At 54.2% G+C, this 22,684-nt stretch carries 20 protein-coding genes; 7 read left to right on the top strand and 13 right to left on the bottom strand.

What is annotated here, in order from left to right; translation table 11 throughout:
* Positions 1-12: 12 nt before the first annotated feature.
* The 3 genes from ACZM8Y_RS08435 to ACZM8Y_RS08425 are packed head-to-tail and all read right to left on the bottom strand — an operon-like array spanning position 13 to position 2,043.
* Positions 13-1,341, bottom strand: coding sequence for a sensor histidine kinase (locus tag ACZM8Y_RS08435; protein WP_479859310.1), 1,329 nt, complete (start codon positions 1,339-1,341; stop codon positions 13-15).
* The gene (locus tag ACZM8Y_RS08430) at positions 1,341-1,580 is read right to left on the bottom strand and encodes a winged helix-turn-helix domain-containing protein (RefSeq protein WP_482331232.1); all 240 of its coding nucleotides are present in this window, start codon (positions 1,578-1,580) and stop codon (positions 1,341-1,343) included. The genes ACZM8Y_RS08435 and ACZM8Y_RS08430 overlap by 1 nt, the downstream gene beginning before the upstream one ends.
* Positions 1,528-2,043: a response regulator gene (locus ACZM8Y_RS08425; RefSeq protein WP_482331235.1), complete on the bottom strand. Its 516-nt coding sequence runs from the start codon at positions 2,041-2,043 to the stop codon at positions 1,528-1,530. Before ACZM8Y_RS08425 ends, ACZM8Y_RS08430 begins: the two co-directional genes overlap by 53 nt.
* Before the next feature lie 342 nt (positions 2,044-2,385).
* Here ACZM8Y_RS08425 and ACZM8Y_RS08420 point away from each other — a divergent pair, with 342 nt between their 5' ends.
* The 4 genes from ACZM8Y_RS08420 to ACZM8Y_RS08405 all read left to right on the top strand — a co-directional run bounded on the left by ACZM8Y_RS08420 (position 2,386) and on the right by ACZM8Y_RS08405 (position 6,963).
* Positions 2,386-4,434, top strand: coding sequence for a TonB-dependent receptor domain-containing protein (locus ACZM8Y_RS08420; RefSeq protein ID WP_482331238.1), 2,049 nt, complete (start codon positions 2,386-2,388; stop codon positions 4,432-4,434).
* Between the two features lie 107 nt (positions 4,435-4,541).
* Positions 4,542-4,796 (top strand): hypothetical protein, encoded by a 255-nt coding sequence (locus tag ACZM8Y_RS08415; protein WP_479859758.1) that lies wholly within the window; start codon positions 4,542-4,544, stop codon positions 4,794-4,796.
* On the top strand, positions 4,793-6,637 hold the full coding sequence (locus ACZM8Y_RS08410; RefSeq protein WP_479859759.1) for a PepSY-associated TM helix domain-containing protein: 1,845 nt from the start codon (positions 4,793-4,795) through the stop codon (positions 6,635-6,637). The genes ACZM8Y_RS08415 and ACZM8Y_RS08410 overlap by 4 nt, the downstream gene beginning before the upstream one ends.
* Positions 6,634-6,963: a hypothetical protein gene (locus tag ACZM8Y_RS08405; protein WP_479859760.1), complete on the top strand. Its 330-nt coding sequence runs from the start codon at positions 6,634-6,636 to the stop codon at positions 6,961-6,963. Before ACZM8Y_RS08410 ends, ACZM8Y_RS08405 begins: the two co-directional genes overlap by 4 nt.
* Positions 6,964-7,708: 745 nt before the next feature.
* On the opposite strand, the gene ACZM8Y_RS08400 is transcribed toward ACZM8Y_RS08405, so the two are convergent.
* From ACZM8Y_RS08400 to ACZM8Y_RS08375, 6 genes are all read right to left on the bottom strand, one after another.
* Positions 7,709-7,996 carry a hypothetical protein gene (locus tag ACZM8Y_RS08400; protein WP_487479926.1) on the bottom strand — a complete coding sequence of 96 codons (288 nt, stop codon included), beginning with the start codon at positions 7,994-7,996 and terminating at the stop codon, positions 7,709-7,711.
* A 269-nt stretch (positions 7,997-8,265) separates the two neighbouring features.
* Positions 8,266-8,487 carry a hypothetical protein gene (locus ACZM8Y_RS08395; protein WP_302553836.1) on the bottom strand — a complete coding sequence of 74 codons (222 nt, stop codon included), beginning with the start codon at positions 8,485-8,487 and terminating at the stop codon, positions 8,266-8,268.
* 83 nt (positions 8,488-8,570) lie between these two features.
* Positions 8,571-9,512, bottom strand: a complete 942-nt coding sequence (locus ACZM8Y_RS08390) for a YitT family protein (RefSeq protein WP_479858737.1) — start codon at positions 9,510-9,512, stop codon at positions 8,571-8,573.
* 28 nt (positions 9,513-9,540) lie between these two features.
* Positions 9,541-10,314, bottom strand: coding sequence for an amino acid ABC transporter ATP-binding protein (locus ACZM8Y_RS08385; RefSeq protein WP_302553840.1), 774 nt, complete (start codon positions 10,312-10,314; stop codon positions 9,541-9,543).
* A gap of 25 nt (positions 10,315-10,339) precedes the next feature.
* Entirely contained in the window at positions 10,340-11,044 is a 705-nt protein-coding gene (locus ACZM8Y_RS08380) for an amino acid ABC transporter permease (RefSeq protein ID WP_302553842.1), read from the bottom strand.
* Between the two features lie 80 nt (positions 11,045-11,124).
* Positions 11,125-11,979, bottom strand: coding sequence for a transporter substrate-binding domain-containing protein (locus ACZM8Y_RS08375; protein ID WP_302553844.1), 855 nt, complete (start codon positions 11,977-11,979; stop codon positions 11,125-11,127).
* Positions 11,980-12,608: 629 nt separating this feature from the next.
* On the opposite strand from ACZM8Y_RS08375, the gene kdpA reads away from it, so the two are divergent.
* From kdpA to kdpC, 3 genes are all read left to right on the top strand, one after another.
* On the top strand, positions 12,609-14,300 hold the full coding sequence (kdpA, locus tag ACZM8Y_RS08370) for a potassium-transporting ATPase subunit KdpA (RefSeq protein ID WP_337431447.1): 1,692 nt from the start codon (positions 12,609-12,611) through the stop codon (positions 14,298-14,300).
* 30 nt (positions 14,301-14,330) lie between these two features.
* Positions 14,331-16,394 (top strand): potassium-transporting ATPase subunit KdpB, encoded by a 2,064-nt coding sequence (gene kdpB, locus ACZM8Y_RS08365; protein ID WP_302553848.1) that lies wholly within the window; start codon positions 14,331-14,333, stop codon positions 16,392-16,394.
* A 94-nt stretch (positions 16,395-16,488) separates the two neighbouring features.
* A complete protein-coding gene (gene kdpC, locus ACZM8Y_RS08360) occupies positions 16,489-17,076 on the top strand; it encodes a potassium-transporting ATPase subunit KdpC (protein ID WP_302553849.1) in 588 nt (195 codons plus the stop codon).
* A 1,998-nt stretch (positions 17,077-19,074) separates the two neighbouring features.
* On the opposite strand, the gene ACZM8Y_RS08355 is transcribed toward kdpC, so the two are convergent.
* The 4 genes from ACZM8Y_RS08355 to ACZM8Y_RS08340 form a co-directional block, all read right to left on the bottom strand.
* Positions 19,075-19,584 (bottom strand): hypothetical protein, encoded by a 510-nt coding sequence (locus ACZM8Y_RS08355; protein WP_482331261.1) that lies wholly within the window; start codon positions 19,582-19,584, stop codon positions 19,075-19,077.
* A 169-nt stretch (positions 19,585-19,753) separates the two neighbouring features.
* Positions 19,754-21,121, bottom strand: coding sequence for an autotransporter outer membrane beta-barrel domain-containing protein (locus tag ACZM8Y_RS08350; protein ID WP_479858735.1), 1,368 nt, complete (start codon positions 21,119-21,121; stop codon positions 19,754-19,756).
* 66 nt (positions 21,122-21,187) lie between these two features.
* Complete coding sequence (locus ACZM8Y_RS08345) at positions 21,188-22,183, bottom strand: hypothetical protein (protein ID WP_487479928.1); 996 nt, start codon at positions 22,181-22,183, stop codon at positions 21,188-21,190.
* The gene (locus tag ACZM8Y_RS08340) at positions 22,138-22,536 is read right to left on the bottom strand and encodes a hypothetical protein (protein ID WP_337430359.1); all 399 of its coding nucleotides are present in this window, start codon (positions 22,534-22,536) and stop codon (positions 22,138-22,140) included. Before ACZM8Y_RS08340 ends, ACZM8Y_RS08345 begins: the two co-directional genes overlap by 46 nt.
* Positions 22,537-22,684 lie beyond the last annotated feature (148 nt).

Here is a 22,684-nt window from a genome sequence, read left to right as displayed (position 1 = left end):
GGCGGAGGGAAGTCATTCCGCCGCCGCTTTCGGAATATCCAGCCGCAGCACGCAGGGGCTGGACGAAATGAAGGCGACGCTGCCTCCGGCATTGCGGGCCGTCTGCCGTGCAATGGCAAGGCCCAATCCAGAGCCGGGGGAGTTGCTTTCCCTTTTACGGAACCGTTCAAACATGGATTCACGCAGCATTTCGGGCACCCCTTCCCCTTCATCCGACACGTCCATGAGTATGCGCCCGTTTTTCTGGAGCACGCTGACCCGTACCGTCCCCTTGCCGTGCAGCAGCGCGTTTTCAAGCAGGTTGATCACGAGTTCACGCATGGTGATGGGATCGCAGCGGCAGTGGAGGCCGTCCATGATGAAGGCTTCCAGCATCCTCCCCTGTTTCTCAAAGAGTGGGAACAGGGCCGCCGCGGTTTCCCTAACCAGCCGGGAAAAGTTGACCGGCTTGGGGGGCGCGTGCAGGGCCATCCCTTCGCTTTTGGCCAGACGCCCAAGCTGCTGCACCATGCGTTCCATATGCCGGAACTCCCGCCGGATCCCCTCCCAGTCCGGCCGCCCTTCGTTCTTGCCTTCTTCCAGCATGAGCCCAAGGACGGTCAAAGGCGTGCGGAGCTGATGCGCGGCATCGGATACGAAATGCTTTTCCCTCTGATAGGCTGCCGAGAGGCGTTTGAGCACCTCGTTGGCGGCCTCCACAAGCTCGCGCATTTCGGAAGGGACGCCTGCCAGAGGTATGCTTTGCCCCGGCTCGTCGGGTTTGATCCGGCGGGTCAGGGCGGCGGCCCTGTAAACGGGGCGCATGGTCCACCGCAGCAGGAACGTGACCAGCAGCACTGCGAGCGTTCCGTATGTCATCAGCAGGAAGAGGCTTTTTTCCAACCGGCTCCCCAGAAGCCTGTCAAGCACCTCGCGTTCCTTTTCGTCGCGTTTGGACACCATAAGGATGTTGCCGTCAGGGAGGCGCACCGGAACGCTGATTTCCGCTCCGGCGTAGGCCGAATACCAGCCGTTGAAGCGTTTCCTCTCGTCCAGAAGCGCGGGCCGGAACATACGCGGGCGACCGGCGTTTGGGGAGTGCCAGAGCAGTTCCCCTTCCGGCGTATAGAGCGTGTAATACATCTCTTCGCCGTTTTTGGACGTAAGGGGCAGTTGATCCACGGTGTCGGCGCGGATGCCCCGCGATACCTTTTCGGCTTGGAAGAGCAGTATGTTGCGCCGCAGATCGTCCCGTGTGCCATAGACATGGATCATCGGCAAGACGATGGCCGGCACCAGAACGATCACCAAGGCCACGAGGATGCGCGAACGCAGGCTGAATTCTATGGGGCGGCAGGGCATCAGCCGCGCCTTTGAGAGGGTGCCCTCTCGCCGGAGGATTCTGATGGAACGATGCGGTACCCCAGCCCCCGCGCCGTCTCCATGCGGCAGTCCGCGCCCGCGCTGAGCAGCTTGCGGCGCAGGCGGGAAGCGACAGCCTCCACCGCGTTCGGGGTGACTTCCTCTTCATAGTTGTAGAGGCGTTCCTCAAGCAGCTCCTTGATCACAACGCGGGGGGACTGGCGCAGCAGTTCCTCCAACAGCATCCCCTCCCGGCGCGATAGGGGCAGCGCCCGCCCTCCGACCGAGGCGTGCCGGGCGCGCGTCGAAATGCAGCCTCCCGCAGGACAATATCCCCGAAGAGATGCTTCCCGGACGGCGCAGCACGGCCCGGACGCGGGCGTCAAGCTCCGCCATGGCGAACGGCTTCAGGACATAGTCGTCCGCGCCGAGATCCAGCCCGCGCACCCGATCCTCCAGCGCATCCCGCGCCGTCAGGATGACGCAGCGCTGCATGCCCCCGTCCCGGCGGGCGAGCAGGTCGATCCCGTCCATGTCCGGCAGGCCAAGATCAAGAATTACAACGTCATACATCCTGTTATCCAAATAGTCCCGCGCACTTGCACCGTCGGGTGCGGCATCCACGGCAAACCCCGCGCGGGTGAAATGTTCCATCAGCCGGGAACGCAATACGGGGTGATCTTCAATAACCAGCAGGGTCATGACTCCTCCAGAAAACAAAGGCTGTGTCCTAGAAAACGGTTGATGCTTTATTTCCTTGAAATTCCAAGGAAATAACCAATAAAATCCCCCAATCACAGAACCCACTGGCGGAAAATTTGGATAAAAAGCATATATTTTCAGTGTATTGCTGAAACAAAACAACCATGTACCATGACAGAGCCAAAACAAAAATCCTGCGCATGGCCCGAAAAAAAATGGGGCTGTCAGTTTGCTGTCAGGACTCCTTTTTATTTTTCCTCGCATTAGTGATGTTGATTTTCATAATCACAATCTAACGTATCATGGCCCGTTTGACAATAAGGCCAAGGAGGAATGAGAGGTATGTCTGCCGCCTTGAAGAGTGTATCGGCCAAAATCGGGAAGCCGGCCCCGGCTCTCGGTGTTTTCGCCATGCTTTGCGCATTGGGGGCGGCCCCGGCCCATGCCGCGGATGTGATCGACTCGTCCGAAGTCGTCGTGACCGCAGCGGGCTATGCGCAGGAAGTCAAAGATGCCCCGGCCTCTGTGACCGTCATCACTCGGCAGGAGCTTGAAAACAAGGCCGTCAATTCTCTGTCGGACGCGCTGCGTGACGTAGAGGGCGTATCCATGCTCGGCGGGGATACCGGCACCATTTCCATCCGCGGCATGGAATCCGACAAGGTGTTGATCTTGGTGGACGGGCGCCGCCAGAATACGACGGGCACCACTCAGAAGGGAGGCATCAACCAGGGCATGGAAACCAGATGGATGCCCCCGATTGAAGCCATAGAGCGCATCGAAGTCATCCGCGGCCCCATGTCCACGCTGTACGGCTCCGAAGCCATGGGCGGCGTGATCAACGTCATCACCCGCAAGGTGGGCGACAAGTGGACGGGGGCGTTCTCCACCAGCTCCACCATCCGGCAGGGATCGGGCGGCGATGCGCTGGCGGGGGATATTTACCTGACGGGCCCCATCATCCCCGGAAAGCTGGGCGTCCAGATCTGGGGTGACGCCTCGGCCAGACAGGAAGACCATGTTCTTGACGGCGTGGCCCGGCACAAGAAGCTGAACGGCACCACGCGGTTGTGGTTCACCCCTGTGGAGGGGCAGGAATTCATGCTCGGCATCACCGAACAGGAGCAGACGTTCAACACGACGGGCGGCAAGACCCTGGCCCCCGATGCGGATTCCAAAGAAACCATCTATGACCGCACGCAGTACGACTTTTCCTATGCCGGGAACATCCTTTCGGGCAGAATGGAATTTGACGCCTACCGTGAGGAGATCAGCAGCGAAGGCAGTCAGAGCGGCCGCCCGGAAGTGACCAACACCACGCTGGAAGGCACCTATAACCTGCCGCTGGGCGACCATATCCTGCTTGTCGGCGGGCAGTACAAAAAGGGAGAGCTCAAGGATTCGGGGTATTATTCCACCATTACCTCGAATGGCTACGTCAAGAATACGACGTCTTCCATGGAAGAATTTTCAGCCTTCATCGAGGACGAATGGTGGCTGCTGGACAACTTCAGCCTGACCGGGGGCGTCCGCTACGATCATAACGACTACTTCGGCGGGCACTGGTCGCCGCGTGCCTACGCCGTATGGAACTTCCTGCCCGACTGGACGCTGAAGGGCGGCGTCGCTTGGGGCTTCAAGTCCCCTTCCATCATCCAGCTTGATCCCTCGTTCGGCCTGCCGCAGCGGGGTGGTTCCATCACCCGCGGCAACCCCTCTCTTGATCCTGAAAAGAGCGTCAACTACGAACTGGGCATCCTTTATGACGATTCGCGCTTGAGCGGCGGCGTCACCGCATTCTACACCGACTACGAAAACAAGATCGTCAACACGGGGAGCAACGGCATCCTTGGGCCTGACGGCCAGCCCATCATCGATCAGGATACGGGGGTGGGGCTCAGCACCTACTACAACGTCACCGGGGCCCATGTCTACGGCGTGGAATTCAGCTTGGGCTACAAGTTCACGGAAGCCCTTTCCGCCAAGGCCAACTACACCTACACCCACTCCAAGATTACGGACGGGGCGACCAACCTGCCCTATGAATTTCATAAGTATGACGGACTTGTTGGGGCTCCCCTTGTGGCCACGCCCAAGCATATGGCCAACCTCACCGTCGACTGGATGCCCATTGAGGACGTAAGCACGTTCGCCACGCTCCAGTACAGGGGCAAGGAATATTATCCGAACTTCGGTCAGGGCGGCACGCTGGACGAAAATGAAGACACCACGCTCACCACGGATATCGGCATCACTTGGGAAGCCTACGAGAACCTCAAGCTCAGCGCCGTGGTCTATAACCTCTTCAACGACAAGCGCGACACCGGCGATACCTACAGCTATGCGCAGGATGGCCGCCGCCTGTGGCTCAAGGTAGCCTATACCTTCTAAACCGTTACGCCGACAATCCGCCCTTTATGGGGCGGCAGGATGGCATGCGGGCATCCAATCCCGCATGCCATCCCTCCTGTTTTTTGACTATTCCTGAGGATGCCGAAATGAATCGCCTACTGTCCATCCATCCGCGGCTCCTGCCGTGGCTCCGCGCCGCAGGTGCGCTCGCGGCCGGCTATCTTGGTATCTGGCTGTTGGCCCCTGGCCTGTCTTCCGTATTGCCGCTGCCTCCTTTTGAGGCGACGGCCGCAGCTTTCCTTATCGTCCTCGTTTTGTTTACGCCGCTTGTGATGTTGGCGTACTTTGGAATGTCCCTGCTTACGCAGCCGCCCTGCCGGGACAAGGGGGTTCAGCCATGAGCGTTTCCTTCCGCAGCAGCCTGCGCGAGCTGCACTCTTCCGTGGGGCTCGTCATCGGATGGATCGGCTTTTTCCTGTTCCTTTTCGGCTCGCTGGCGCTGTACCGTTCTGAAATTACCTTCTGGCTTCAGCCGGAAACGCATGAGGCGGCCTTGCCCCATACCGGCATTGAGGAAAAGGTACGGGCCGCCCGTTCAGGGTTGGACTATCTCGCCAGCCGGGCCCCCGGTGAAAGCATGTGGCGCATCGTCCTGCCCACGGAACGGATGCCCCTGCCCGCAGCGGCATGGGCCTCTGGGGAGGAGGTGCATGCCCACCACGGCATGGCCCCCGAATATTTCGATCCGGAAGACGGCGGCAAGGTGGAGGCGCGCCTTACGCGCGGCGGGACGTTCCTGTATCGGCTCCACGTCGACCTTTTTGGGGTGGACCGGGGTACGGGCCGCAGCCTGATCGGTATGGCAACGCTGGCGATGCTGGTGGTGCTCGTCAGCGGGGTTTGCCTGCGTTCGCATTTTTTCCGCGATTTTTTCCTGTTCCATCCCCGGCCGGGAAAACTCGCCTGGCGTGACTCCCACTGTGTCCTTGGCGGGCTGATCCTTCCCTTCTGCCTCTTGTTTTCCATATCCGGGCTTGTGCTGCTCGCTCAGTCGCTCCTGCCTTCCGCACTGTACCCTTTCTACCGTGAGGATGCGCGTTCCTTTGTCATGGAATCGAAGCGGCCCCCCCTGCTGCCCAGCGGCAATGGGGCCGAGAAGACATACAGCCCCGGCGGGCATACGCCTTGGAAGGACTATGGCATACCCGACCCGGAACGCCTGCTTCGGATTGCGGATGCGCGGTGGCCGGAATGCGGTGCGGGGGAACTGGTCATCTCTTTCCAGGATGATCGCGCGGTTTCTGTTGAAGCCGTCCAGTCGCGCGGTGGGCTGCTGGCGCGCCGGGCCACTCCGGAACGGCTTACCCTCGTTCCCGATACGGGCAAAATCTATGAATCCACGCAAGAGGAATCGCCTTCCCTCGTGCGTTCCGTCTGGTACGCCGCCAGCGCAATCCATCTTGGGCGTTTTGCCGGCCCGCTTCCGCGCGCCTTGCTGTTCCTTTCCGGGCTGCTGACTGCGGGCATGATCGCCGCTGGGCTTATCCTGTGGGAACGTATGCGGGAAAAGGTGGGGACGCCCCCATCTTCCCTCCGTGCGGTATCCGCCGTGAACACGGCGCTGATCGCGGGGCTGCCCCTTTCCGTAGCCTCATTCTTCTGGGGGAACCGCCTGCTTTCCGCCGACCTGATTCAGCGCGACGTGTGGGAAATGCTCACATTCTTTTTTGTGTGGGCTTGCTGTTTCACGCACGCTTGGGCGCGTCCGTGGCCTTTGGCCCGCGGCGAACAGCTTGTGGTGGGGGGCGCGGCCCTCGCATTGCTCCCGGTGCTCAACGGCATGACCGGAGGGATAGCCCTGCCGGGTTCCCTTATGAGCGGCCCCTGGCAGCTTGCGGGCATTGATTGTGCGGCCCTTGCCGTGGGCCTTGGGCTGCTGACCGCCGGTATACGTGAACACCGCCGGGCGCGGGCCTTCCTGCCTTCCTCCGGGGCGCATTCCTTCCGGGCTTGGCTGCACGACCGGCTTGGAAAGCTTCACAGCGCCCTCGCCTTTTGGAAAAAAGGGCCGTTTGCCCGCAGCAAGGCGGAATCGACCCCACCCGCATACGACGGCCCATCGGAAGTGCCCTCCATTGGGGAAGAAACATCGTCGGAAAAAAACGGCTCCAGCTTTCCCGGCACTGACGCGGACGCTGAAAAACCTGGCCAGCCCACCCGCACGGGAGGTACCGAATCATGAGCTTTTGCGCCTTCCTTTTGTTGTTGGCGGGGTGCTGCCTGCTTGGGATCAAAGATCCGGACGGGCATGCCCCCATCCCTGACCATCCCTTGTTCCGCTGGCATGAGGGCTGGCTGCCGCTGGGGTTGGCCTTGCTGTTCACCTGCCATGCCTATGGGCCGGGCGTGGGGACGCTGGTATGGTTCGGCCTGTTCGCGCCATCGGGAGTGCTTGCAGTCCTCTTTCTCGCTTTCGCTTCCCCCTCCCTCCGGGAGTGGGCTTCAAAAAAGGCCGTCACGCTAACCCGGCTATTGTTTTTCCCTGCCGTACTGCTCAGTGTTTTGTAATACCATAGTTTGCCGGTTTTGCCGTCCCATCTTCGCCTGTGCGGACGGCTTAACCGCTTTGGTATGCAATAAGGTACGCCACACATGGAAGCCTTGTGCGATGGGGACGGCAAGCATTTGTTTTTCAAGTTAATGCACTTAAAAAACTGTTGCCGTGCCCGGATAAGATAACGAACTGTACAGTCCTCCGGGCACACCTCACCAATTGATGGCGTAACACACGGCGCACCAAAACCAGGCCGTGTCGTCAATTAGATATAATATATTGAAACTATTGAACTGTTTTTGGATTGCAAAATATTGTTTCAATAATTTCAAGTAATTATATATTAAATGACGACACGGCCTAGAGCAAATCTGATAGACTCTTCCCTTCGCTTCGGCATTTCCTGAAGGCAAAAACGCTCCACTTGCTCCTTTTTGGTATCGTGCCCAGCCCGGCCATCGCCTGCAACCGTTCCCGATATTGTCCTCATTCCCTAAAGCCGCCCAAGGCCAGAGCTGCTGTGCGTCACAGCCCCATAAGGGAGTGCCCATCTGGGGCCGTGGGCGTGCTCAAAATCCCTCTCGGTGATGGGGTACACTCCTGCCGACGGAAGAGGCCGGTTCTGAGCAGGCTGAATGAAGCATAAACACATAGGCTCTGTCATAGCATGCGGTTGTTTCATCCCATAGCATGGTGAAAATACAGCCTTTTTCTCCAGTTTTCCCTTTGGCGAAACCTATGGCTAAGGCATTTTTCTGGTTATTCCTTTGAAACTTCAAGGAAAAAAGCATCAACCATTTTTAGGACACAGCCAATACATAACATCTCAATATGATGAGGCAATAGAAGACAGTTTTTGGAGATATTTGGGGATAATATGTCTATATCCGACGCATTGAAACGAGGCTGTGTCATAGAAAATGGTTGATGCTTTTTTTGAAGTTCCAAAGGGATAACCAACAAAATGTTTTGGCTGTGGATTCCGCCAATGGGAAAACCGGATAAAAAAGCTGTAGTTTCAGCGTGCTGTGGAGATGAAACAACCACATGCCATGACAGAGCCTAAAATGATAAGAACCGCAAACCCTCTCGCACCCGCGCCCATGACCAGCACGTCGCCCTAGGGCAGGGCTTTCTTTCTTTTTCTCTCTCTCTCTCTCTCTCTCTCTCTCTCTCTTACTTTTATAGTAATAAATTGGACAGCTTTCCACCTATTCGAGCTAATTTTTTTATTGATGCAATGCCGAATGCAATGATGATATTGTCATAAGATATGGACAAATATATTTAGACTGTTTGTCCGTTTTCAGTAAAATTTATAGCTGTGACAATTTTTTTACTTGTTGTTTGCCTTGTGTCCGCTTAAGCGAGGCATAATATCCATCTAGGAATCCGCGCTGGCGGGCATGTTTTATTTCATTGGAAAGGCGTTTAAGATACATGGATCTTACACGGTATTTTTCATTGTATCTGCCTATAAAATAGCCTATGGAATAACCTAATATACCGATAAAGCCCATAAGGAACAATTTTTCCATATAGCACTCCTTTTTGAGCTTACTGCCATATTGAATAAAAAGAACCGCTGTATTTGTATCTTCGGATAATTATTGCGTTCTATCTAGTATGAAGGCGTTGATGACGGCAGTCGGTACTTACGTCTTTTGTTCTTCCTGTTGCGTACAGGAAGCGCTTGCGAGTTAACGCTCCCTTCAATAAATCCCCTGCCAAAGACCTCACTCGTTTCGGTGACCATGACAAAGACCCCCTGATCGATTTCTTTTGCTGCTGAACAGATGGTGTAGATTTCCGTTCTTGTGCAGGCACAGAGGAGTACATGCCTGGATGTTCCTGTATATGTGCCTATGCCGTTTAATAATGTGGAGCCGCGCTTGGATATTTCAGCAATCCGCTTGGCGATGGCATGCCCTTGATTGGTGACGATCACCACCAGCTTTCCCGCGCCGATGCCATACATAATCTTATCAATGACCAATGATGTAAGCGCAGTAGAAGCCAAACCATAAAGTACCGAGTCGATGCTTCCGAAAACGGGCCAGCCGAGAAGGATGACGAGAAGATCAAAGACAAGGGTTACGAAACCAATGGAGAAATGCGGGTAGAGGACTTTTATCGTCAGGGTAAGGAAATCCGTCCCTCCCGACGACGCTCCCCGCATATACAGAAGCGCCAGCCCCACCCCGATAAACACGCCGGAATAAAGGGCTGCCAGAAAGGGGTCCCCTTCATAGACAGGGAATAAAGGAAAGATTACGTCTAAAAAGAGAGTACACAGCCCCATTGCTATAAGTGATTTGAACAGGAAGCCCCGCCCCAGGACATTGTAGCTGATAAGGATGGCCGGTATATTGAACAGCAATGTCATGGTGCCGATAGGCAGGTTCCAAAGATGGTTGCAAATCAGAGCGATTCCGGAAAAGCCTCCGGGAGCGAAGCCAGCATCTTTGGCAAAAGAATAGATCCCAATGGAATAGCATAGGCTTCCGCTGAGGTAGTATATTATGTCATACCAAATCTGTTTGTAATCTTTGACAAGCGTCATGGTGGTAATCCGTTTTTGCCACTTGATGTCAGCGATCGAGAAAACGCTTCAAAAAGTCCGCTGTCTGAGGAGAGGCAGGCCTTTCAAAAATATCTTGCGGCGTTCCCTCTTCTAAAATGACCCCATTGTGCATGAACGCCACGCGGCTGGAAATATCGCGTGCGAACTGCATTTCATGCGTAACGATAAGCATAGTCATGCCTTCTTGGGCCAGGGAGCGTATCGTCTCCAAAACTTCCCCCACCATTTGAGGGTCTAGGGCTGACGTCGGCTCATCGAAGAGCATGACGGAAGGGTGCATGCAAAGGGCGCGTGCAATGGCAACCCGCTGCTTCTGCCCCCCGGAAAGCTGTTTCGGAAGGGCATCCGCGTAAGCTTCCATTCCAACTTTCTTCAGGTAGCCCAGAGCATCGCTGCATGCCTCCTCTTTGTTCCTGTGCATGACGTTTATTGGGCCAACTACGCAGTTTTGCAGCACATTCAGGTTATTGAACAGGTTGAAATGCTGAAACACCATTCCAACCCGCGTTCGGTACTGGGCCAAATCGAACCCCTTGCGGCCCACACGTTTCCTTTCAAAATAAATTTTCCCGGATGTTTGGGTTTCAAGCTGGTTGATGCACCTCAACAGCGTTGATTTCCCTGAGCCTGATGCCCCGATCAGGCTTACAACTTCACAGGGATAAATATTCATGGTTATATCACGCAGGATAACACGTTCTCCATACTGCTTGCTCAGTTGTTTGATATAAAGGATCGGCTCCTTTTGGAGAACCATGGATTGCATTCGTTCCTTATGCATTTTTTATTTCCTTACCTATACGGGGTCAGCGGGTCAGCACCCGCTCAAAACGATTGAGAAGAAGCGTCATGATGCTCGTCAAGATGAGATAAATGGCGCAGACAATAAAAAATGCTTCAAAATACCTAAAATAATTTCCGGCGGCTTCACGTCCGCTATAAAAAAGCTCATTGACCGTGATGATGCTTAAAACGGATGTATCTTTAATATTGCTGATAAGAAAATTTCCTATTTGCGGGATGATATTGCGAAAGGCCTGCGGAAGGATGATGAGGCGCATAGCTTGAAAATAGCCCATGCCAATGGCCTTTGCCCCTTCCATTTGGCCGGGGTCCACGGATTGGATGCCTCCGCGCATGGTTTCCACCATATAGGCGCCTGTATTGATGGAAACGACGAAGAGCCCTGCGCTTATAGGATTGAGGTCCCACTGGAACAGTGCGGAAGCCCCGTAATAAATGACCATCGCCTGCACCATCATGGGGGTTCCCCGCAACAGCCATACATAGGCGGCGACCAGCCAGCGTACCGCGTGTAGGGCCAGCCTTTTTATGCGCTTGTCTTCAGGAAGGCTCGGAATGGCGGCCAGAACGCACCCACAGCTTCCAATCAGGGTTCCGAGCAATGTTCCCATGACGGCCAGAAAAAGGGCAATTCCCGCGCCGTTCAGAAAAACCGTTCCATACTCTTGGGTGAGAAAATAAACCCATCCCCAAAATCCCATATCCATAACTACGCCTCGCTAAAAAATATTATTCGGCTGAACGGACAGCTTTCTGAGCTGTCCTTCTCAATTTTTCAGTCAGCGTATCAGGGGAGTTTCGTCAGAGGCTGGTTGCGGCATGCATCCCGGATCATTTCGTCCACATCCGATTTGGAGATTTTGGACATCGCCGACTCCAGCATTTTTTGCAGTTCCGCATTTCCCTTCGGCAGGGCGATGGCGCACGCCGTCTCTTCTTTTGAGATATTGAAACTCCCTTCCCCGGAGAAGGGCAGTATGCGGAGATCGGGGTTGGCGATGACAATGGCTTCCGCCGTGGGGCGGTCAAGCAGGATCATATCCGCCTTGCCGGACTGCAGGGCCACGACCAGGGCCGGGACATTTTCCAAGGCGGGGAGTTTTTCCACATTGGGCAACCGGTCGATCTGCTCGGTATACCACAGGGTGTTGAGCATGGAGGTCACGCGGGCGCCGCGCAATTCCGCTACGGACTTGGCGGCGGCATAAGCGCTGTCTTTTTGAGCCAGCCCCACTGTTTCCCCGTAATAATACGGAACAGTGAAATCTATGGACAGCTTCCGATCCGGCGTTGGCACAATCATCGAGACGGCACAGTCCACCTTCCCTGTGGCCACAGCCATGAGCATGCCGTCCCAGTCGAACTTGTAGGCTTCGAGCTTATAGCCCGCCAGTTCGCAAAGCCGTTTCATATAGTCAATTTCAAAACCGCATAGGAATTGCTTGGAACCCTGAATCCGCACGGCTCCATGAATATCCGTGTCCTGTGTCCAGTTGCAGGGGACGGTCATCCCCTCGAAACCAACTTTCAAAACCTTTTGTTCGGCTGATGTCTGCGCATGCTCTTCCGAGTTGTCGCATCCGCCGGCAATAAAAGAAAAAAGGCAGATCATGGCAACAGCCAAACATCGAAGTGCGTTCATAGCATTCCCTGAATCTTTTGGTTTTAGATGTGTTGTTCGCATGGGTAGCCCAAGGTTTTTTTATTTTTCAGCAAAAAACATTCCATGAATATAACATTCCTAAATTAATATATATTTTATAAAAACAGGAAGCTCAGCCCATTACAAATTAAAACAAACGGCGAGAAGCTTTTGCATTTTGCAATATGAAGCGGGGAAACGGCGGATCGTGCAAAATGCAATGGCTGAAAGGCCGCGGTATTGCGGAATGCAATAAAAAAGTGCGTATGCCGGGCGGGTAACTCTTTTTTATTTCAGGCAAATAAGATCTGGCACGGGTGTTGCTAAAGGGTGGTGTTCTTTTTGGGGGCTGTGCGTGTGAGAAGGCACTTTGCCGTTCGGCATGCCCCGGAGGTTCACACCCCCCTTCATAAAGAACATATTTTCTGGATTTGGAGGATCTATGTTTGTAGGAATGCTGCTTCTTGGCCTAGTCACATTCGTGTGCATGTTTGGTCTTGTCTATTTATGTGACAGGATATGAGGAGAGGGAACGTATGTTGTATATTGCTGGTATCGCGCTGGCTTACTGCGCCTGCTATCTCGTTTATGTGATTTTGTATACAAAACAAAAATAATGGAAGTCCGCTATGCAGTCTCTTTTATATCCTGCACTCGTTATATTTCTCTCAGTGCTTGTCTCGTGGTACATCGGCAAGCTGGCTACATGGGGGATGTGTGATCCTCAGCAGAAAGGCGGTTTCCGCTACGCTCTTGACGCTCTTTTCGTTAAAATCGGCGGGCGTTCCGTCACTGTGGAGCAGGATTGGAAACAATACACGTTTTCCATGCTGCTGTTCAATACGATCATCTTTACGGTAGCGTTCATCATTCTGGGCCTGCAGCAGGTGCTGCCGCTCAACCCCGACGGCAAGGGGGTTCTGGAACCGAGCCTGATCTTCAACACGGTCGCCTCGTTTACCTCGAATACCAACCTGCAGCATTACTCTGGGGAGCAGGCTCTCAGCTATTTTTCCCAACTGTTCAGCATCATGTGGCTTCAGTATGTCACGCCCGCAACCGGCCTTTGTGTTCTTACGGCCATTGCCCGTGGGTTGAGCGGAAAAACCGTGTTCGGCAACTTCTACATGGATTTGATGCGCTCCACCTTCCTTGTGCTGATCCCCATTTGCGTGATCACGGCCACCATGCTGGTGCTCGGCGGCCTTGTCATGACGTTTGATGGGTCTGTCGTGGCCACCACCTTGGAAGGGGCGAAGCAGACCATCGCCCGTGGCCCCGTGGCGGCTTTCCTGACCATTAAGGACCTCGGCACCAACGGGGGCGGCTTCTTCGGCCCCAACGGCACGCATCCTTTTGAAAACGCCAACTTCTTCACCAACATGATCGAAACGATGTGCCTCGTCGTGATCCCGATGGGGTGCGTGTGGATGTTCGGCCGTATCACCAAGCGTATGAAGCATGCCGCCGTCATTTTCGCCGTCATGCTCGCCTTCATGATCCTTAAAATCGGCTTCTCCGTCTATTTCGAGAGCGCTCCTTCCGCCGCGTTCCATGATCTGCCTGTGGCGGAAAGCTCCAACCTTGAAGGAAAGGAACTGCGCTTCGGCGTATCCGCCGGGCCGACGTACAGCGTGTTCACGACCTGCTCCAGCAACGGTTCGGTCAACTGCATGCACGACAGCCTCAACCCTCTGGCCGGGCTCGTGCCTATGGTCGGCATGTGGCTGAACACCACTTTCGGCGGCGTGGGCGTCGGTTTTGTCAACATGTTCCTGTACATCGTCATCGGCGTGTTCATCAGCGGCATGATGGTGGGGCGTACTCCCGAATATCTGGGCAAAAAAGTGGAAACCCGCGAAATGAAGTTCGCCCTTCTTGGCGTACTGGCCCACCCGCTGTTCATCCTTGGCGGCACGGCCCTGTTCGCCGCTACCTCGTGGGGCACGGATACCGTCCTGAACAGCGGCTTCCACGGCTTTTCGGAAATCCTGTACGAGTTCACCTCCTCGTCGGCCAACAACGGTTCCGGCTTTGAGGGGCTTGGCGACAACACCGTGCCGTGGAACGTGGCTACCGGCCTCGTGATGCTGCTTAACCGCTTCATCCCCATTGTGTTCCCCATGGCCATCGTGGGCTCCCTGGCCTCCAAGAAGGCCAGCCCCGAAACTGCCGGTACCCTGCGCACGGATACCCCGTTGTTTGGCTGCGTGCTGTTCGGCTGCGTGCTCTTCGTCGGCGCGCTGCTCTTCATGCCCGCCGCCGTGCTCGGCCCCATCGCCGACCACCTTGTCAATGTTGCCGGCATTGCCGCGAACTGATTCTCTGATCGTACATAAGGAATGGAACATATGAATGTTACGAGTGTATTAAGGGATCGCCAAGCGAGCCGCCGCCCCTCCCTGTTTGAGGGCGAACTGGTCAGGATCGCCTTTTTCCGGTCCTTCGCCATGCTTAACCCGAAGATTATGATGCGTAACCCCGTCATGTTCGTGACGGAAATCGGCGCGCTGCTGACGACCCTGACCTTTGTGATGGATGCGCTGGGCAGCAGCCCTTCCATGGCCTATACGCTGGCGGTGACCGTCATCCTGTGGGCTACCGTGCTGTTCGCCAATTTTGCCGAGGCGCTGGCGGAGGCCCGCGGCAAGGCGCAGGCCAACACCCTGAAGCGTACCCGTTCCAAGACCGTCGCCAAGAAGCTTGTGGACGGAAAGCCCGTTGAGGTCATGTCCGACATGCTCAAGCAGGGCGACCTCGTGGTTGTCAGCGCTGGGGAATTTATCCCCACCGACGGCGAAGTGGTGGAAGGCGCGGCCAGCGTGGATGAATCCGCCATCACCGGCGAATCCGCGCCCGTGGTCCGCGAGGCCGGCGGCGACCGTTCCGGCGTTACCGGCGGCACCCGCGTACTGTCCGACTCGATCACCGTCCGCATCACTGCCGCGCCCGGCGATTCCTTCCTTGACCGCATGATCGCGCTGGTCGAAGGCGCCGTGCGCCAGAAGACCCCCAACGAATGCGCGTTGACCGTTACCCTCGCCGGGCTGACCCTCGCCTTCCTGCTTGTGACCGGGACGCTGTATCCGATGGGGCTCTATTTTGATGTCGAGCTGCCCATCCCGACGCTGATCGCGCTCCTCGTGTGCCTTATCCCGACCACCATCGGCGCGCTGCTGGCCGCCATCGGGCTGGCCGGCATGGACCGCGCCCTCGCCGCCAACGTGCTGGCGAAGAGCGGTAAGGCTGTGGAACTGGCCGGTGACATCGATACCTTGCTTCTTGACAAGACCGGTACGATCACGATGGGGAACCGCCATGCCATGAGCTTTCACCCTGTGCAGGGCGTGAGCGAGGCTGAACTGGCTGAAGCGGCTATGTTCGCCTCCTTCGGGGATGCCACCCCGGAAGGGAAGTCCATCGTAGAGCTGGCGCGTAAAGTCCTCGGCGCTTCGGCTCCGCATGAAGTGCCTGACTCCAAGGTGATTCCCTTCACCGCGCAGTCCCGCCTCAGCGGTCTGGAGCTGCCTGACGGCACCCTTTACCGCAAGGGGGCTTCGGATTCCATTTGCAACTGCGTCAAACGGATGAACGCTTCGCTTCCCGAAGGGCTCGGCAAAACCGTTGACGACATCGCCAGCCAGGGGAGCACCCCCATTGTGGTCATTCGCAATGAACGTGTGCTCGGCGTTGTCGCGTTGGCCGACGTGCTCAAGCCCGGCATCAAGGAACGCTTTGCCCGTCTGCGGGCTATGGGTATCCGCATCGTCATGGTGACCGGCGACAACCCGCTGACCGCTTCGGCCATAGCCAAGCAGGCGGGCGTGGATGACTTCATCGCCGAGGCTCGGCCTGAGGACAAGCTGGCCTATATCCGTAAGGAGCAGGCTTCCGGCCATCTGATCGCCATGATGGGCGACGGCACCAACGACGCGCCCGCTCTGGCTCAGGCAGATATAGGCGTGGCCATGAACTCCGGTACGCAGGCCGCCAAAGAAGCCGGCAACATGGTTGACCTCGACAGCGACCCGACCAAGCTCATCGAAGTCATCGAAATCGGCAAGCAGCTCATCATGACCCGCGGCGCGCTGACGACCTTCTCCATCGCCAACGATGTGGCGAAGTACTTCGCCATTATCCCGGCCATGTTCATGCTCGCCATCCCGCAGTTGTCCGCCCTGAACATCATGGGCCTCGGCACTCCGCAGAGCGCTATCCTCTCTGCCCTGATCTTCAATGCGATCATCATCCCGCTGCTGATCCCCATCGCCATCAAGGGTGTGAAGTACCGTCCGATGCGGGCTGACAGCGTCCTGCGGCATAACCTGCTGGTTTACGGGCTCGGCGGCGTGCTCATCCCCTTTGCCGGCATCAAGTTGATCGACATTGTGCTGTGCGGCATCGGCTTGTTTTAGCCAATACGCAGGCGCATCGGATGCCCGGTGCGCCTGCCCAAGACACCATCTACCCAACGCCTTCCGCATTCGGCTGGCTCGGAGTCTATAAACAATGACGACTACACCTTCCATCAAGCTCGCAACCCAGCTTTTGACGAACTTCCGTTTGGTCATCGCGACTATGTTTGTCTGCTGCGTGCTCTATACGCTGCTTATCTTTGGCATCGGGCAAACCTTCGTCCCGTTCTCGGCTAACGGCTATCTGCTGCATAACGACAAGGGAGAGGTTATCGGCAGCTCTCAGATTGCTCAGTCCTTTACGAAACCCGAATACTTCTGGCCGCGTCCGTCCGCTGTGGATTACAACGCCGCTGCGACCGGAGGCAGCAACCTTTCCCCTGCGAGTAAGGAATTGCGTGAGCGGGCCCAAGAAACCATTTCCCTATACGGCGCCACGGCCGACAACAAAATTCCGGCTGATCTCGTGACCGCTTCGGGGGCTGGTATGGATCCTCATATCACGCTTGCCGCTGCTGAATACCAGCTTGACCGTGTAGCTGCTGCGCGTGGCATTGATAAGGATACCGTCAAGAAACTTATTGCAGAACATACGACCACACCGGGTGGTTTTTTGACCAATTCGCCCCTTGTGAACGTATTGGAACTTAATATTGCGCTGGATAAGCTGAATAAGAACTGATTGTTCTTCTTGCATGCTGCATAGGTAAGAGAAGGAGGCCCCCTCAAGGAAGAAGGGGCCTCCTTCTTTTGGCATATGGCGCGTTTCGCAGCAGCCGATTGATGTTTTATTTCTTGAAGAGCCGGGCAGGTAATCGGCAGCATATCTCAGATAGAGCCTTCCGGTGAGAAAAATAGATAAAAAACGTATAATTATTATGTGTGGAATGAGTCATTTATATCTGTATATGGCCTTATACGTTTATCTTGATGTGCTATAAAAATCAACAAAGAGATACAATACTTCATATACATTATTGGACGAAATATATTAAATGTATAATTGTATATATAGCTCTGTTATAGGGTGCGGCTGTTTCATCTCCACAGTATCGTGAAAATAGAGCCTTTTTCTTCAGTTTTTTCGTTGGATGACTCCAATGATGGCTAAGGTGTTTTCTATCCCGTGAGAACCCCAAGAAAAGCATCAGCCGCCTCCTGTGCCATAGCCAAGATATAAAGAAAGGCGATCCGAAAAGATCGCCTTTTGGGGACGGCGTAATCACTACACTACGCCTAGGGGATTTGAGAGTGCCACATATTGGAGCTTGTGGACTTTATTCCGTTGCACGCTGAAACGGCTACATGGATAAGTCACCGTTTCCTAGACGGAACAGCTAGCAACTTCACGCGATCATGAGGAGAATGATCGTACGAGAATGAATGCAGTAAGTATGCCAAGAAAAAATGGTTTAGTATTATATTGAAATGTAATCATATTTATATGATTGCCTACCTTGTTCCTTATGCAAATATTGCATTTTGTAATAATTGCACAGTATATCCATACATTATGTAATATTTATATCACCCGGCACCATGACAGCATGGGCAGCATTTTTTCTCATCGGATTTCAATACGGTTCACCTAACGGATTGTAACACAGAAGCTGGTAAGATGCATAACAATGTACTGCTCCTGATTATGCCCAGCCATGCCATCCTCTTATTGGCGATACCTTACCCCACAATGGGGCAAAGAGCCTGACTTTATTTTCATCAATGCCCCAAGACAGAAAGGAAAAATTGGGCTGTGCCATAGCATGCGGTTGTTTCATCGTCATAGGGTGATGAAAATACAGCCTTGTTCTCCAGTTTTATCCTTGGCGGAATCCACGGCTAAGGCATTTTGTCGGTTATTCCTTTGGAGCTTCAAGGGAAAAAGCATCAACCATTTTCTATGACACAGCCAAAAAATTTTTAGTTTTTCGTATTCCACTTCCTTTTCCAAGCCCATATACAGGGACGGACCGTGCGGTGGGTTCCGGTGAAATGATGAGCGCAGCGGATTATTTGCGGACGGATGGGCATGGTTATGAGGCGGAGGCCGCAGCGATGGCGAGCATTTCATATAGATAGTGAGGTGGTTAGCGAACAAGAGGGGGAGGTCAGGGGCTTATGGGATACTTCCTTTTGGGGGAAGAAAGAACCCACGGCCCAGCCGTAGAAGATAGAAATGCCTTCCCAGAAGCTTCATGAGGGGCATGGCCTTACTGGATAGAGTTATTGCGGATATTGAATCTGAAAATGTCAAATCGGAGGAAGGTTCCAACGTAGGATGGGAAGAAAACGGCGATGCAAAGCGGACGGCATAACCAGAAGGGCAGGGTGCTTATAATATAAAAATTTACTATAATATAATGATATTACAGAATAATATGATGTTTTTCCAGATACCTGTTGGTGCCCCAAGAGGTAAAAATGAATGGCCCGCCATTAGGATGTAGTTTTTCATCTCCACAGTATGGTGAAAATACGGCCTTTTTCTCCAGTTTTTCGTTGGCGGACTCCATGACTGAGTATTTTATTGGCTATCCCTTTGGAACTCGAAGAAAGTATCTAGAATTTCAAGGACGCATGAAGCATTTCCTATGCCTATGGCACAGCCATTTGAAATCAGCATAACAAAAAGTACGTTTCACCTTCAAAAGAGATACTCCTTCATAATGCTGGTGAGGCATTATTCCCATCGCCCTTTAGGGTTGTTTTTTCTGGCAGTATAGGCTTCCATATCGAGAAAATAGAGAAAAATGCCTTCAGTTTCATTTTTCAGCAAAAGGATGCCGGTTTTTCCTTTTTTATCCACAAAGACATCCTTGTTGTCTGAAAAGAGCGTACCGGTATATTTTTCATACAACATCTCAAGATGGGTTTTTGTGGCATCGTATATGTCTGCACTGCCATACTCAAGATGGAGGACGTATTCAATCAGCTTGTTGTCGAGAAAGGAGTAAAGAACCGTATATTCCTGTTTTTCTACGGTCTCACGGGCAAGCATAGTTTGAACGGGAACATTGAAAAGGAGGCTCAGGCTTTCCTCCCTGACGTGCCTGATAATATGACGCTTCGTGGTAATCCGCTCAATGGATTCTCCCCATTCTGGGAAGTCCCCCAAGGGTGTTTCCACTGCCCGGCTGACAGAAGGGAACAATAAAAGGAAAGCGAGGAGGAATACTGTTCCGTATTTCATGCAGGGGATTCCTATCGGAGAAGCGGGCACGGCATATTTCTGTTTGCCGTGCCCGTTCCACATATTAGAAACTCCACTTCAGTCCGGCGGACACGTTGTATTCACGGGTGAAATGTTCGCCGTGTTCGCGTTCGGCCTGCATGTAAAGACGGAGGTTGTCCGTGGCCTGTCAATCCACGCCCACGCCGTAGTAGCCGCGGGTACCTTCCAGTTCGGAGGTCATGCGGACGCCGTTGAGATGGGCTTCCTGTTCTCCCAGGAATTCATGGTTCAGGCCGGCCTTCACATAGGGCTGGATGTAGCGGGAGCCGTTGCCGCCATCCAGAGCGAATTTTTTGCCGAGCACGAGACCGGCGCGCCCGGTCAGGGAATCCATGTCCTTTTGATCGATTTCCATGCCGTTGCTGGCCGTGAAGTCGCCGCCCTTCACCCAGAAGTAGGAAAGCTGGAGCTGCGGCTCCACGAACCAGTGGTCGCGTCCTTCATTGCTGAAGCCGAAGTCTATCTTGCGTCCGGCTTCCAGCGAAGCGCCAAGCCCGTAGGAAGAACGGTCGTCATGCACCCTTGTGCCGTCCCGCATGGTGGCGCGGATTTTGTGGTTATACCAGTCCATTGTGGCGGCGGCGTCCACATACCAGCCGTCAGTGTGAGCCCATGTGGAGTACAAGCCGCCACCCATGCTGGTCAGTTTTCCATGTCCGCCCCACTGGCCATTGGTGCTCTGGTCGGCATGGGCGCTGCGGAGCTGCATCCCCACAATCCAGTTATATTGTCCACTATCAGCAAGCAGCGTGTCATACCCGATGGAACCGCCGTACAGGTTCTGGGTGAAGCTGGAACCTGCCAGCCCGTCGAGGCGGGACTTGTCGGCGAAGCCGCGCACCCACAGGCCGGTCTGCGTGCCGTAGCGCACTTCGCCCAGACGCTTGCGCAGGTCGGTGAGCTGGCCGTACCACATGGCGTAATGCCCGGCCAGACCGGAAAGCGAGGCTTCCGCTTCACCCGTCGGCGTGTCTGGGGCAATGCCGGAAGACGCACGTTTCAGGTACCATTCCTGTCCGTCGCTGCCCGTCCGGTCCGCCAGCTCGTAAAAATACAGCCCTTGCTCCACCTTGCCGTCCTCGTTGGCCAGCGAGAAGGAAGCGTTGCCGTCATGCTGTTGGACAATGAAGGAATCCATTGCTTCGCGATCCGCGCCCGTGCCGGTGGGCATTACCTCAATCTGATGCGTCCCGGCTCCCTCGCCGATGATGATTTGGTCGGTCTTATCGTTTTTGATGTCTGTATTGACCCGGAAAATACCGCCTTCATCGGTCAGGTTGTCCGCCGTCAGGGTGCGGAATCGGGAAGTTGTGGCCGGGTCGTTGCCATAGGTCAGGTCCACGATGCCTCCGTTCCGCATGGCAAGCGTGGAAACCGGAGAGTCTCCCGTCATGTTCCAGCGCGCGCCGTTGGCGAAGGTCAGGTCAATCTTGCTGCCCTCATTTCCGAACTCGTTGATGCCGGTAAAATACGAGTCCTTATTGAGAAGATTCACTGAAATGACGTTGTTTGTTTCAGCAGTATCTACAGTAGTGTCGTACTGTTCGCCGTCTATTTCTCCTCATATGTCTGCGGTTGAAGTCTTGCCAGCCACGATATTGCCGTCAAGCTGAACGATGGCTTCTTGATTTTTAGAAGAATTCACCTTGATGGTAGATCCATCCCCCCAACTATTGCCCACAGCGTTCAGGACAACATCGCCATTGGCCTTGAGCCCTTGTTGAAAGTCGATGCTGCTCCCGGCCCGCGCCAAGGCTGAAATCGCGACTGCTCCTTCGACGGCCTGTGTGTTATACGCGACATCCCCTTTGAATGCAGCGTTGCTGTACCAGTACAGATAGGTACCGATGGATTCTACACGTTCGCCGGTGGATTCAGTTGTGATTTCAGCGGTATTGAAAGTCGAACTTGCGATGTTGTTCAGGAATATGCCGTAATTTGAGACGGCATTGGGGAATTTCTGCAGATTGGTCTTGTCTTTGTATTCCTGTGCCCCGGAAACATTGATGGAAAGATGCCCGTCCACTGTGATGGAATCCTCGCCGTCTGTATTACGGTTGCTGTCCTTGAGATTGATGCCGACAGCATTGTTTCCGCCTTCAACTTCAATATTGAGATTGCCCTGAAAGTTAAGATCGGCATCTTCTGCAGAGTTGTTGAATGCATATTTTTGGTCACTGTACTGGTTTGAAATCCCATAGGTATAATAAGGCGCATTTCTGACAATGACGGAGGTGTGCCCGCCGACCGTCAAGGCGGACTTACCCGTGGCAAAAATACCCATGGAACGGTTGCCGTTCAGCATGGTGATGTCGAGATTTCCATCCAAGTCGAGAAATGCTTCTTCCCCGGAAAGGGAAATTCCTTTCTGGGAACTCATACCGTAATCTTCATCGGCTGCAACTGGAGGATACGCATCGGTATGCCGGTAATTGTCCACAAAGATGGTTGTATCGCCTCCCACATGCATTGTTCCTTGATCCCGTATGTGGATGCCTTCCCGATCCATCTCTATTTTACTGCCTTCAAAGTCAACTGGCTTAACAGTGATGGACAAATCTTTTTTAAGATCAAGCTTACTTGTTCCCAAAGCACGATGCCGATGCCTGGCTCTTCGGCACCACTTGCAGTTCCTTCATTGGGTGTAAAGTTCTCCTGAGAATAATTTTGCTGACTTGTTGTGCCGGTACTGGTAAGTTTTATCGTAACATTGTCAGCATATTCTTTGGAATAGTTCTCCCTGAAGTGGATATTCTTCTGTTCTAATACTACTTGAGCCTTGGCTGTCTGAGCCATGCCGAAGATGCACCCTCCCGCCAGCAGCAGTGAACCGAACACGTTCAGCAAACGGCATTTTTTCAGAACCGCCCGATACCGATTTACCAAATTTCCAATTGCTCTTTTCGTCACCTTACCTGCTCCCTTTCTAACTTATGAATCCATCTCTGTTAGTGGTACCGAAGATAGGGTGGCGAAAAAGTCTACAACTGCGCCATTGAGGACAGACCGTTCCGAACTGTCTCATAACACTTGATTATATGTTTTTGAGGTGGTAAAT

The organism is Bilophila sp. (assembly GCF_057864385.1).
The sequence above is the reverse complement of the archived record's forward strand: the minus strand, read 5'-3'. Positions and strand labels throughout refer to the sequence as shown.